The sequence below is a fragment of the Pseudomonas sp. ATCC PTA-122608 genome (assembly GCF_001952855.1).
GTDB lineage: Bacteria > Pseudomonadota > Gammaproteobacteria > Pseudomonadales > Pseudomonadaceae > Aquipseudomonas.
Genome location: NZ_LPNO01000006.1, coordinates 163466 through 176430 on the forward strand (window position 1 = coordinate 163466; position 12965 = coordinate 176430).

11 protein-coding genes are annotated in these 12965 nt (G+C 60.6%); 9 read left to right on the forward strand and 2 right to left on the reverse strand.

Annotated features, from left to right (window positions below; translation table 11 throughout):
* Positions 1 to 2: 2 nt before the first annotated feature.
* A complete protein-coding gene (locus tag AU074_RS07905) occupies positions 3 to 1490 on the reverse strand; it encodes an NCS1 family nucleobase:cation symporter-1 (RefSeq protein ID WP_076014248.1) in 1488 nt (495 codons plus the stop codon).
* Between the two features lie 601 nt (positions 1491 to 2091).
* Between AU074_RS07905 and hydA the strand changes: the two genes are divergently transcribed.
* From hydA to preA, 3 genes are all read left to right on the forward strand, one after another.
* Positions 2092 to 3531: a dihydropyrimidinase gene (hydA, locus tag AU074_RS07910; RefSeq protein ID WP_076014249.1), complete on the forward strand. Its 1440-nt coding sequence runs from the start codon at positions 2092 to 2094 to the stop codon at positions 3529 to 3531.
* A 163-nt stretch (positions 3532 to 3694) separates the two neighbouring features.
* The gene (locus AU074_RS07915) at positions 3695 to 5062 is read left to right on the forward strand and encodes an NAD(P)-dependent oxidoreductase (RefSeq protein ID WP_076014250.1); all 1368 of its coding nucleotides are present in this window, start codon (positions 3695 to 3697) and stop codon (positions 5060 to 5062) included.
* Positions 5062 to 6336, forward strand: a complete 1275-nt coding sequence (gene preA, locus AU074_RS07920) for an NAD-dependent dihydropyrimidine dehydrogenase subunit PreA (RefSeq protein WP_076014251.1) — start codon at positions 5062 to 5064, stop codon at positions 6334 to 6336. The genes AU074_RS07915 and preA overlap by 1 nt, the downstream gene beginning before the upstream one ends.
* A 38-nt stretch (positions 6337 to 6374) precedes the next feature.
* Here preA and AU074_RS07925 read toward each other — a convergent pair whose 3' ends face one another.
* A complete protein-coding gene (locus AU074_RS07925) occupies positions 6375 to 6995 on the reverse strand; it encodes a TetR/AcrR family transcriptional regulator (protein WP_003207828.1) in 621 nt (206 codons plus the stop codon).
* A gap of 229 nt (positions 6996 to 7224) precedes the next feature.
* Between AU074_RS07925 and copC the strand changes: the two genes are divergently transcribed.
* The 6 genes from copC to AU074_RS07955 all read left to right on the forward strand — a co-directional run bounded on the left by copC (position 7225) and on the right by AU074_RS07955 (position 12914).
* Positions 7225 to 7590 carry a copper homeostasis periplasmic binding protein CopC gene (gene copC / locus AU074_RS07930; protein WP_076014252.1) on the forward strand — a complete coding sequence of 122 codons (366 nt, stop codon included), beginning with the start codon at positions 7225 to 7227 and terminating at the stop codon, positions 7588 to 7590.
* Between the two features lie 3 nt (positions 7591 to 7593).
* Complete coding sequence (gene copD / locus AU074_RS07935; RefSeq protein ID WP_076014253.1) at positions 7594 to 8451, forward strand: copper homeostasis membrane protein CopD; 858 nt, start codon at positions 7594 to 7596, stop codon at positions 8449 to 8451.
* Positions 8452 to 8599: 148 nt separating this feature from the next.
* Positions 8600 to 9868, forward strand: coding sequence for an OprD family porin (locus tag AU074_RS07940; RefSeq protein ID WP_076014254.1), 1269 nt, complete (start codon positions 8600 to 8602; stop codon positions 9866 to 9868).
* Positions 9869 to 10163: 295 nt separating this feature from the next.
* Positions 10164 to 10985 (forward strand): NAD(P)-dependent oxidoreductase, encoded by an 822-nt coding sequence (locus tag AU074_RS07945; protein WP_076014255.1) that lies wholly within the window; start codon positions 10164 to 10166, stop codon positions 10983 to 10985.
* A 30-nt stretch (positions 10986 to 11015) separates the two neighbouring features.
* On the forward strand, positions 11016 to 11891 hold the full coding sequence (locus AU074_RS07950; protein WP_076014256.1) for an SMP-30/gluconolactonase/LRE family protein: 876 nt from the start codon (positions 11016 to 11018) through the stop codon (positions 11889 to 11891).
* A 51-nt stretch (positions 11892 to 11942) separates the two neighbouring features.
* Positions 11943 to 12914: a TRAP transporter substrate-binding protein gene (locus AU074_RS07955; RefSeq protein ID WP_076014257.1), complete on the forward strand. Its 972-nt coding sequence runs from the start codon at positions 11943 to 11945 to the stop codon at positions 12912 to 12914.
* Positions 12915 to 12965 lie beyond the last annotated feature (51 nt).

Below are 12965 nucleotides of genomic sequence, written 5' to 3' on the forward strand. Positions count from 1 at the left end.
GATTAGAGCGGTGTTTTCACGGCGACCACGCGAGCCCCGCGCTTCATGCACAGGGCGTAATACAGCAACCCGCCGAGTGCCGAACCGGTGAACCAGCCATAGCTGTAGAACCAACTGAACGCGTCGCTGCCCAGGGACAACAGCGTCAGTACCACCGGCACGCCAAACGCCAGGAAGCCATGCCAGTTCCACGCCGGGTACACGTCATCGCGGTACAAGCCGGCAAGGTCCAGTTGCTGTTTCTTGATGATGAAATAGTCCACCACCATGATCCCGGCAATCGGCCCCAGCAGGCTTGAGTAACCCAGCAGCCAGTTGGAGTAGACGGTTTCCAGGCTCACGTCGGAGATGATCAGCCCGAGCTTTTTCAGCAGTTCATGGGCCATCAGCGCCAGGCCCACCAAGCCGGTAAGGACCACCGCCGTGGTGCGGTTGATCAGCTTGGGCGCGATGTTCTGGAAGTCGTTGGTGGGCGACACGATGTTCGCCGCGGTGTTGGTGGACAAGGTGGCGATGATGATCAGCGCCATGGCCACGGCTACCCACACCGGGCTCTGGATATGGCCGATCAGGGTCACCGGGTCGGAGACGCTGACGCCCACCAGTTTCACCGAGGCAGCGGTCATGATCACGCCGAGGGCGGCGAACAGGAACATGGTCAGCGGCAGGCCGAAAATCTGCCCGAGTATCTGGTCTTTCTGGCTCTTGGCGTAGCGGCTGAAGTCGGGGATGTTCAACGACAAGGTGGCCCAGAAACCCACCATCGCCGTCAGGCCTGCCATGAAGTAGCCGGTGAGGCTCGCGCCTTCGGGACGCTTGGGCGGGATCGCCATCAACTCGGTCAGCGAGACATTCGGCAGCGCCCACACCAGCAGCCCGATTCCCACCGCTACCAGCAGCGGAGCAGACAGGGTTTCCAGCCATTTGATCGACTCGGCGCCGCGCAATACCACCCACAGGTTCAGCGTCCAGAAGATCATGAAGCCGATCACTTCACCGGTGCCGCCGAGGGACTTCCAACCCTCGAAAATCGAGCCCAGGAACAGGTGAATCGCCAACCCGCCAAACATCGTCTGGATGCCGAACCAGCCGCACGCCACCAGGGCGCGAATCAGGCACGGCACGTTGGAGCCAAGTACGCCGAAGGACGAGCGCAGCAACACCGGGAACGGAATACCGTACTTGGTACCGGGGAAGGCGTTGAGGGTCAGCGGAATCAGCACCACGATATTGGCCAGCAGGATCGCCATCAGCGCCTCGCCCACCGACAACCCGAAGTACGCGGTGAGCACGCCACCCAGGGTGTAGGTCGGCACGCACACCGACATGCCGATCCACAGCGCGGTGATGTGCCACTTGTTCCAGGTACGCTCGTGCACCTTGGTCGGTGCCATATCGTGGTTGTAGCGGGGGCTGTCGAGGACGTCGGGGCCGGCGTCGAGTTCGTACAGGCCGTTGCGCTCAATGACTTGCGATCTGTTCTGTTGCATGGCCGCTCCACGGTTTTTTCGAATTATTTTTGCTCACCCCGTGACGTGCACGGGATGGCCGGAGTACCTCGTTGACAACATGACATCCGGGACCCGGCCAACCGCCACCGCACTCAATAACCGTGCCGTAAACCGTTGCCCTTCCCGCACCGCTTATATAACTCGCTGATGTTTATCAGCTTTATTGTCTCGACCGAAGAGCCCCTCGTTACTTTCAGCGTTACTCAGGCCAAATAACGCAGAAGTTGTCCGAACCATCAGGACTCAATCTGGTGCAACACAATTATTTTTATTTACCGGCCCCGTCAAGAGGCATGTCTCAAGCGTCTGATTTGCAATAAGAAATGTTGCTCATATTGGGAACCTGTCAAGTGCGTCAAAATGGTGAGAGGCCGCTACATTTTGGTGATTTTGATTTTTTATCTTTTAAAATCAATCAGTTAATACGAATATAAGCTTATGAAAAATATCCTTGCTCATTCGAAAAACTCGGGCTAGTTTCTATTCCTGTCACCGCTGACAGGAATTAATTCTCCAGCGGCGCGATGCATTACAACACTTAGAACTGGCACAAGCCGGTCAAGCCTGTGAGGAACTCGACATGTCGCTGTTGATCCGTGGCGCTACCGTTATTACCCATGATGAAAGTTATCGAGCCGATGTTTTATGCGCAGACGGTCTAATTCGCGCCATTGGCACTGATCTGGATATTCCCGCTGGCACCGAGATACTCGATGGCAGCGGTCAATACCTGATGCCCGGCGGCATCGATCCCCATACCCATATGCAATTGCCCTTCATGGGCACCGTGGCCAGTGAAGACTTTTTCAGTGGCACGGCTGCCGGGTTAGCGGGCGGCACCACGTCGATCATCGACTTCGTGATTCCCAACCCGCAGCAATCCCTGTTGGAAGCCTTCCACCAGTGGCGCGGCTGGGCCGAGAAGTCGGCTTCCGACTACGGTTTTCACGTCGCCATTACCTGGTGGAGCGAGCAGGTCCGCGAGGAAATGGCCGAGCTGGTCAGCCATCACGGCATCAACAGCTTCAAGCATTTCATGGCGTACAAAAACGCAATCATGGCCGCTGACGACACCCTGGTGGCGAGCTTCGAACGCTGCCTGGAACTGGGCGCGGTGCCGACGGTGCATGCCGAAAACGGCGAACTGGTGTACCACTTGCAACGCAAGCTGATGGCCCAGGGCATTACCGGGCCTGAGGCGCACCCGCTGTCGCGGCCTTCGCAGGTGGAAGGCGAAGCGGCCAGTCGGGCGATCCGGATTGCCGAAACCATCGGTACGCCGCTGTACCTGGTGCACGTGTCCACCCAGGAAGCGCTGGATGAAATCACCTATGCCCGTAGCAAAGGCCAGCCGGTATACGGCGAAGTGTTGGCAGGGCATCTGCTGCTGGACGACAGCGTGTATCAACACCCCGACTGGCAGACCGCCGCCGGCTACGTGATGAGCCCGCCCTTCCGCCCGCGCGGGCATCAGGAGGCGCTGTGGCATGGCCTGCAATCGGGCAACCTGCACACCACCGCCACCGACCATTGCTGCTTCTGCGCCGAGCAAAAGGCCGCCGGGCGAGATGACTTCAGCAAGATCCCCAATGGCACCGCCGGTATCGAAGACCGCATGGCGCTGTTGTGGGACGAGGGCGTGAACACCGGGCGGTTGTCGATGCAGGAGTTCGTTGCGCTGACCTCTACCAACACCGCGAAGATCTTCAACCTGTACCCGCGCAAAGGTGCAATCCGCGTGGGGGCCGATGCTGATCTGGTGCTGTGGAACCCGCAAGGCACACGGACCATTTCCGCGAAGACTCACCACCAGAAAGTCGACTTCAACATCTTCGAAGGCAAGACCGTACGCGGCGTGCCGAGCCACACCATCAGCCAGGGCAAGCTGGTCTGGGCAGATGGGGATTTGCGCGCCGAGCGAGGTGCGGGGCGGTACATCGAACGGCCGGCGTATCCGTCGGTGTTTGAGCAGTTGAGCAAGCGGGCGGAGCGTTCCAGGCCGGTTGCTGTGAAACGCTGAGGCCGCCATTCGCGAGCAAGCCCGCTCCCACATTCGCCCCCATTCCAACAGGATAAATGCAGTCGAATGTGGGAGCGGGCTTGCTCGCGAAGAGGCCGGTACAGGCAACAAAAAAACCACTGCCCACCAGAGGCAGCACCTCAAAAACCGTGAGGCCAATACCGTGATCCAGACCCTGAACCATCTTCCCCACCCCCATGAAGATGCGGCGGCCCTCGCCGCGCATTTCACCGACCTGGCGCCGCCGCTCAATGCTCGGCAAGCCCAACTGGAAGCGTCGCGCTGCCTCTACTGCTACGACGCGCCGTGCGTTAACGCGTGCCCCAGCGAGATCGATATCCCGTCGTTCATCCGCAATATCCACACCGAAAACGTCCAAGGCGCCGCGCAGAAGATCCTTTCGGCGAATATCCTCGGCGGCAGTTGCGCCCGGGTCTGCCCGACAGAAATCCTCTGCCAGCAAGCCTGCGTGCGCAACAACGCCGAGGAATGCGCCCCGGTGCTGATCGGCCTGTTGCAGCGGTACGCGGTGGACAACGCACACTTCAGCGAACACCCGTTCCAGCGCGCCGCGCCCACCGGCAAGCGCATCGCGGTGGTCGGCGCCGGGCCTGCAGGGTTGTCCTGCGCCCATCGCAGCGCCTTGCACGGCCATGACGTGGTGATTTTCGAAGCCCGGGAAAAAGCCGGCGGCCTGAATGAATACGGGATCGCCAAGTACAAACTGGTGGATGACTTCGCGCAAAAGGAACTGGATTTCCTTCTGCAAATTGGCGGCATCGAAATCCGTCACGGCCAGCGTCTCGGCGACAACCTGACCTTGAGCGAGCTGCACCAGCAGTTCGATGCGGTGTTCCTCGGCCTCGGCCTGGCCGCCAGCAAACAACTCGGCCTGCCTCACGAGGACGCCCCCGGCCTGCTCGCCGCCACCGACTACATCCGTGAACTGCGCCAGGCCGATGACCTCAGCCAACTGCCCCTGGCCGACCGCTGCATTGTCCTCGGCGCCGGCAACACGGCCATCGACATGGCCGTGCAAATGGCCCGCCTCGGTGCCCATGACGTCAACCTGGTGTACCGCCGTGGCCTGACTGAAATGGGCGCCACCGGCCACGAGCAAGATATCGCCAAGGCCAACCAGGTACGCCTGTTGACGTGGGCTCAACCGGAGGAAGTGTTGCTCGATGATCAGGGCCATGTTCGCGGCATGCGTTTCGCCCGCACCCGCATGGTCGATGGCCGCCTGCAGGCCACCAGTGAAACCTTCGAACTGGCCGCTGACGCGATTTTCAAGGCCATCGGCCAAGGTTTCGACGACGCGGCGCTGCACGACCCGCTGGCCCACCAGTTGCAACGCCAGGGCGATCGCATCTTCGTCAACGAACAGCTGCGCACCAGCATCCCGGGTGTGTATGCCGGCGGTGATTGCGTCAGCCTCGGCCAGGACCTCACCGTCCAGGCCGTGCAACACGGCAAGCTGGCCGCTGAAGCCATGCACGCTCAACTAATGCTGAAAGTGGAGGCTGCGTAATGGCCGATCTCTCGATTGTATTCGCCGGCATCAAAGCCCCCAATCCGTTCTGGCTGGCCTCCGCGCCGCCTACCGACAAGGCCTACAACGTGGTCCGCGCCTTTGAAGCAGGCTGGGGCGGTGTGGTCTGGAAAACCCTCGGCGAAGACCCGGCTGCGGTCAACGTCTCATCACGCTACTCGGCACACTTTGGCGCCAACCGTGAAGTGCTCGGCATCAACAATATCGAGCTGATTACCGATCGGTCACTGGAGATCAACCTGCGGGAAATTACCCAGGTGAAAAAGGACTGGCCGGACCGCGCACTGATCGTGTCGCTGATGGTGCCCTGTGTTGAAGAGTCGTGGAAACACATCCTGCCGCTGGTGGAAGCCACCGGCTGCGACGGCATCGAGCTGAACTTCGGCTGCCCCCACGGCATGCCGGAACGCGGCATGGGCGCGGCGGTGGGCCAGGTGCCGGAGTACGTGGAACAGGTGACGCGCTGGTGCAAGACCTATTGCTCGCTGCCGGTGATCGTCAAGCTCACGCCAAACATCACCGACATTCGCGTGGCAGCGCGAGCGGCGTATCGCGGGGGCGCGGATGCTGTGTCGCTGATCAACACCATCAACTCCATCACCAGTGTCGACCTGGAGCGCATGGTCGCCCTGCCGATGGTGGGCACCCAAAGCACTCACGGTGGCTACTGCGGTTCGGCGGTGAAGCCGATTGCGTTGAACATGGTGGCGGAGATCGCCCGGGATCCACAGACACAGGGTTTGCCGATCTGCGGCATTGGCGGGATTGGCAACTGGCGCGATGCTGCGGAATTCGTTGCGCTGGGCTGCGGCGCGGTGCAGGTGTGCACGGCAGCAATGCTGCATGGGTTTCGGATTGTCGAAGAGATGAAGGACGGGCTGTCGCGTTGGATGGACAGCCAGGGCTACAGCAGCCTGCAGGAATTTTCCGGGCGAGCGGTGGGCAATACGACGGATTGGAAGTACCTGGATATCAATTACCAGGTGATCGCCAAGATTGACCAGGAGGCGTGTATTGGCTGTGGGCGTTGCCATATTGCTTGCGAGGACACCTCACACCAGGCGATTGCCAGCTTGAGGCAGGCGGATGGGACGCATAAGTACGAGGTGATCGATGATGAATGCGTGGGATGCAACCTGTGCCAGATCACCTGCCCGGTAGCGGACTGTATCGAGATGGTGCCGGTGGAGACCGGGAAGCCGTTTTTGAACTGGACACAGGATCCGAGGAATCCCTACCGGGAAGCCGTGTAGCCCTGGATGATCGTTCCCACGCTCCGCGTGGGAACGATCTACGGCTCCAACCCAATCCCCCGCAAGATCACACTCGTCACCGTCTGTACTGCCCGTTCAAACTGCATATCCGACAACGGCTGATGATCATTCAGGATCTTCACCTGATGATCAAAGTCGGCATAGTGCTGGGTCGACGCCCAGATCATATACAGCAGGCTCGACGGTTCCACCGGCAAGATCCGCTTGTCTTCCACCCACTGACGAATCTTCGCTTCCTTCATCTTGGCCCAGTCGTACAGGCTCACGTCCAGCGCCTCACCCAGGGTCGGTGCGCCGTGGATGATTTCGTTGGCCCATACTTTGGAACCATAGGGCCGGCTGCGGGAATGTTGCATCTTGGCGCGGATGTAGCTGCTGAGCACCACCCGCGGGTCGTCGAACATCTCGAAGCACAAGGCGTCCTGCTTCCACACTTCCAGCAGGTCGAACAACACCGCGCTGTACAGCTCGCTCTTGGTGCTGAAGTAGTAATGCAGGTTGGAGCGCGGCAGTTGCACTTCTTCGGCGATGTCGGCCATGGCGGTGCTGCCATAGCCCTTCTCGGCGAAGACCTTTTCAGCCGCCAGCAGAATCTTTTCGACGTTGACCCGACGAATACCGATCTTGTGATTGCCCATAAGGGCTCCCTGACAACAACATGACTTCAAGACTACCATCCGCTCTAGACCGCGGCGACACGCCACTGTGAAACTTCGTACAAGCACCTTCCCCGTGGATAGCGGATTGGTTAGCATCGCCATCCCCTCGAAGGATCATCTTCATGACGATTCGACTGCGAGACGCGTGCGACGGCCCGGTGCTTGCGGCTCTGCCGAACAACTGACTCTCACCTGAAGGTATTGAACAATGTTGATCAAGAAAACCCTCACCACCGTCGCCCTGCTCGCCTCCCTGCTGGGCGCCTCGGCCGCCTTTGCCCACGCCCACTTGAAAAGCTCGGAGCCTGCCGCCGACAGCAGCGTCGCCGCGCCCAAGGACCTGCGCCTGACGTTCTCCGAAGGCGTTGAAGCGACGTTCACCAAGGTGTCCCTGAGCAAGGACGGCACCGAAGTCGCGATCAAGGGCCTGGAAACCCCGGACGCCGACAAAAAGGTTCTGGTGGTGACTCCGGCCGCTCCATTGGCCGCCGGTAACTACAAAGTGGTGTGGAACGCGGTCTCGGTGGATACCCACAAGAGCAACGGTGAATACAGCTTCAAGGTCGGCCAATAATTCATGGCCACCCTGCTGGTGCTGTGCCGCTTCCTGCATTTCATCGTGGTGTTGTTGATGTTCGGGGCCTGTGTGTTGAGGCCCTGGTTGCTGGGAGCAGGGCCGCAACCGGTGCTGGACCGACACCTGTCGCGCATCACCCAAGGCTTGGCGTGGCTGGCATTGGTGTCGGGGGTGGCGTGGTTGCTGTTGATCAGCGCGAGCATGGCCGGGGTCGGGCTGGGCGCGCTGGAGCTGTCGACGGTGCACTTGGTGCTGGGTAAAACCTTCTTCGGCCAGGTCTGGACCTGGCACCTGGTGCTGAACGTACTGCTGGTGCTCGGCTTAATGACGCCGTGGAAGGCGTTGCGCCTGCCGCTCTGTGCGCTACTGCTGGCGACGCTGGCACCGGTGGGCCATGGCGCCATGCTCAATGGCCTGGCCGGGCAACTGCTGATCCTCAATCAGGTGGTGCACCTGGTGTGTGTCGGTGCCTGGCTGGGCGGATTGCTGATGCTGGTGTTGATCCTCAGGCAATCGCCCCGCTATCCATTGGAACCGATCCTCAAGCGCTTCAGTGGCATCGGTTATGGCCTGGTGACGGGGCTGCTGGTGACCGGCCTGATTAACGTGCGAGTGCTCACCGGGCAGTTCTGGCCCACGCCATTGTTCAGCGGGTTCGCCCTGATCCTGCTGATCAAGGTGTTGCTGGTATTCGGCATGCTCGCCCTGGCACTGTTGAACCGCCTGCGGATTCACAACTGTGAGCAGCGGTTACCTGCGTTGAAGGCCAGCGTGATGATTGAATGGTTACTAGGTATTTCAGCGGTGGCCGCCGTTTCCCTGCTTGGTACCTTGCCGCCCATGGTTGCAGCAGGATAATCCCTCCTCCAGTGGCTCCCTTCACACGGGGAGTCATCGTATAACTTTCGATTGACAAGCCCCTAAAACCTCGCAAATATCGCCTCCAATGTTGTACGACAACGTATAACAAAAAATAAAAACAACAAAAAGACAACGGAGCGTCACTGTGAGCCAACACGTCCGCCATTTCTCCTGCACCGCCCGTTTTGCCGCCATCGGCTTGAGCAGCCTGGCCTTCGCCCTCCCCGTCACCGCCTCGGCAGAGGGCTTCATCGACGACGCCAAAGCCACGCTTAACCTGCGCAATGCTTACTTCAATCGCAACTTCACCAACCCCGCTTATCCCCAGGGCAAGGCCGAGGAGTGGACGCAAAACTTCATCCTTGATGCCCGGTCCGGCTTCACCCAAGGCACCGTCGGTTTCGGCCTGGACGTGCTGGGGCTGTATTCGCAAAAGCTCGACGGTGGCAAAGGCACCTCCGGCACCCAATTGCTGCCGACCCGCAGCGATGGCCGCCCCGCCGACAATTTCGGGCGTCTGGGCGTGGCGCTGAAAACCAAACTGTCGAACACCGAATTGAAAGTCGGCGAATGGATGCCGGTGCTGCCGATCCTGCGCTCGGATGACGGCCGCTCACTGCCGCAGACCTTCCGTGGCGGCCAGGTCACCTCCAGCGAAATTGCCGGCCTGACCTTGTATGGCGGCCAGTTCCGCGGCAACAGCCCGCGCAACGACGCGAGCATGGATGACATGTTTCTCAACGGCAAAGCCGCATTCACCTCGGACCGCTTCAACTTCGGCGGCGGCGAATACACCTTCAACGACAAGCGCACCCAAGTGGGCGTGTGGTACGCCGAACTCAGCGACATCTACCAGCAGCAGTATTTCAACCTGACACACAGCCAGCCCGTGGGCGACTGGACCCTGGGCGCCAATCTCGGGTTCTTCACCGGCAAGGAAGACGGCAAGGCCCTTGCGGGCGACCTCGACAACAAAACCGCGTTCGCCCTGCTCTCGGCCAAATACAAAGGCAACAGCTTCTATATCGGCCTGCAGAAACTCACCGGTGACAGCGCCTGGATGCGGGTCAACGGCACCAGCGGCGGCACCCTGGCCAACGACAGCTACAACGCCAGCTACGACAACGCCAAGGAAAAATCCTGGCAGGTGCGGCACGACTTCAACTTCGTGGTGCTGGGCATTCCCGGCCTGACCATGATGAACCGCTATATCAGCGGCGATAACGTGCACACCGGGGCGATCACCAACGGCAAGGAATGGGGGCGCGAGTCGGAACTGGCCTACACGGTACAAAGCGGTCCACTGCGGGACCTGAATGTGCGCTGGCGCAACGCAACAATGCGCCGGGATTTCAGTACCAACGAGTTTGATGAAAACCGGATATTCATCAGTTACCCGATTTCGTTGTTATAGCGGTTTACAAGCAACAGGAAAGGCTTTTGTGGTGAGGGAGCTTGCTGGAGTGAGGGAGCTGCTGTGGCGAGGGAGCTTGCTCCCGCTGGGCTGCGCAGCGGCCCCAAAATCTTGGGAGCGCTTCGCACTCCAGCGGGAGCAAGCTCCCTCGCCCCCTCACCACAGCAAGCTCCCTCGCCACAGGACAGCGATGACCCTCTATCAACTTCGACCAATAGCGCGTTGACAAGTGTAGGAAAGCCTAACGATACTTCGGATTAGTCATACGACAACCTACAACAATAACGGGACCACCATGACCACCACAACAGCCCCTACCCCGTTCAACCGCTTGCTGCTCACTGGCGCCGCTGGTGGCCTGGGCAAAGTCTTGCGCGAACGCCTGCGCCCTTACGCAAAGGTACTGCGCCTGTCGGATATAGCCGACATGGCCCCAGCCGCTGACAACGGCGAAGAAGTGCTGCCTTGCGATCTTTCCGACAAACAGGCCGTGCACCAATTGGTGGAAGGCGTCGATGCGATCCTGCATTTCGGCGGCGTATCGGTGGAGCGCTCGTTCGAGGAAGTGCTGGGCGCAAACATCTGCGGGGTCTTCCACATCTACGAAGCCGCCCGCCGCCATGGGGTCAAGCGCGTCATCTTCGCCAGCTCCAACCACGTCATCGGCTTCTACAAGCAGGACGAAGCCCTCGACGCCCACTCCCCGCGCCGCCCGGACAGTTACTACGGTCTGTCCAAATCCTACGGCGAGGACATGGCCAGTTTCTACTTCGATCGCTATGGCATCGAAACCGTCAGCATCCGCATCGGCTCCTCGTTCCCGGAACCGCAAAACCGCCGGATGATGCACACCTGGTTGAGCTTCGACGACCTGACCCAACTGCTCGAGCGTGCGCTGTACACACCGAATGTCGGCCACACCGTGGTCTACGGCATGTCGGATAACCTCGACGTCTGGTGGGACAACCGCTTCGCCGCCCACCTGGGTTTCACCCCGCGAGACACCTCCGAAGTGTTCCGCAAACAGGTGGAAGCCCAGCCGCTGCCCGCCATCGACGACCCGGCGAGGGTGTACCAGGGCGGCGCGTTTTGTGCCGCCGGCCCATTCGGTGACTGACCACAGACCAACCCAAGGGAATGAGTGGCCATGCAAGCAGAACTGATTGTCGACGCCCGCAACGCAGTGGGTGAATGCCCGGTGTGGGTGCCTGAGGAAAATGCCCTGTACTGGGTGGATATTCCCAACGGCGGCCTGCAACGCTGGAGTGCCGCCAGCGGCCATGTCCATGCCTGGAAAGCCCCGCAGATGCTCGCCTGCATGGCGCGCACCCGCGCGGGCAATTGGGTCGCGGGCATGGAAACCGGCTTTTTCCAGCTGACGCCCCACAGCGATGGCAGCCTCGACACCACGCCGTTGGCCAGCGTCGAGCACGCCCGCCCGGACATGCGCCTGAACGATGGCCGCTGTGATCGCCAGGGCCGGTTCTGGGCCGGCAGCATGGTGCTGAATATGGGCGCGAATGCCGCCGACGGCGCACTGTACCGCTACGAAACAGGTCAGCCCGTTCACGCCGCACTCAACGGTTTCATCACCCCCAACGGCCTGGCTTTCAGCCCCGACGGGCGCACGATGTACCTCTCGGACTCACACCCGCTGATCCAGCAGGTCTGGGCCTTCGACTACGACATCGACAGCGGCACGCCGTCCAACCGCCGGCTGTTTGTCGACATGCACCAGTTCCTCGGCCGCCCCGATGGAGCGGCCGTCGATGCTGAAGGTTGCTACTGGATCTGCGCCAACGACGCCGGGCTGATCCACCGCTTTACCCCCGACGGTCGCCTCGACCGTTCACTGGCCATACCGGTAAAAAAGCCCACCATGTGCGCCTTCGGTGGCAGCCGCCTGGACACCTTGTTCGTCACCTCGATCCGCGACGACCACAGCCCGCACTCCCTCGCCGGCGGCGTCTTTGCCCTGAACCCTGGCGTACAGGGAATGCCCGAACCGCAGTTCATCCTCTAGCTGCATCGCTGTGCCTTGAACAAAACAATAACAAGACTGGAGAGACACCCCATGGACTTCAAACGCACCTTGCTCGCCGCTGCACTCCCGTTCGTGTTCACCCTCAGCAACACCGCCCACGCACTGGAAATCAAGTTCGCCGACATCCACCCCGCCGGCTATCCCACCGTCGTCGCCGAAGAACAACTGGGTAAAACCCTGGTCGCCGAAAGCAACGGCGGCCTGACCTTCAAGATGTTCCCCGGCGGCGTGCTGGGCTCGGAAAAGGAAGTGGTCGAACAAGCTCAGGTCGGCGCGATCCAAATGGCCCGGGTCAGCCTCGGCATCGTCGGGCCGGTGGTGCCGGACGTGAACGTGTTCAACATGCCGTTCGTGTTCCGCGACCAGGTGCATATGCGCAAGGTCATAGACGGCGAAATCGGCGATGAAATCCTCGCCAAAATCACCGACTCCGAATTCAACCTGGTGGCCCTGGCCTGGATGGACGGCGGCACGCGCAACATCTACACCAAGAAACCGGTGCGCAAGATCGAAGACCTCAAGGGCATGAAGATTCGCGTGCAGGGCAACCCGATCTTCATCGAAACCATCAACGCCATGGGCGGCAACGGCATTGCCATGGACACCGGCGAGATCTTCAGCGCCCTGCAGACCGGGGTGATCGACGGCGCGGAGAACAACCCGCCCACCCTGCTGGAACACAACCACTACCAGAACGCCAAGTTCTACAGCCTCACCGGCCACCTGATCCTGCCCGAGCCCATCGTGATGTCGAAAATCACCTGGAACAAGCTCACCCCCGAGCAACAGGTGCTGGTAAAAAACACCGCCAAGGCCGCGCAGATCCAGGAGCGCGAGCTGTGGGACGCCAAGTCCGCCAGCAGTGAAGCCAAGCTCAAGGCCGCCGGTGTGGAGTTCATCGACATCGACAAGAAACCGTTCTACGAGGCCACCGCTTCGATCCGCGACAAGTACGGCGCCCCATACGCCGACCTGATCAAGCGCATCGAAGCCGTCGAGTAAACCACCCGCCTCTCATAGAAAAGGCCCGGCGCGGTCGATATCGATGCGCCC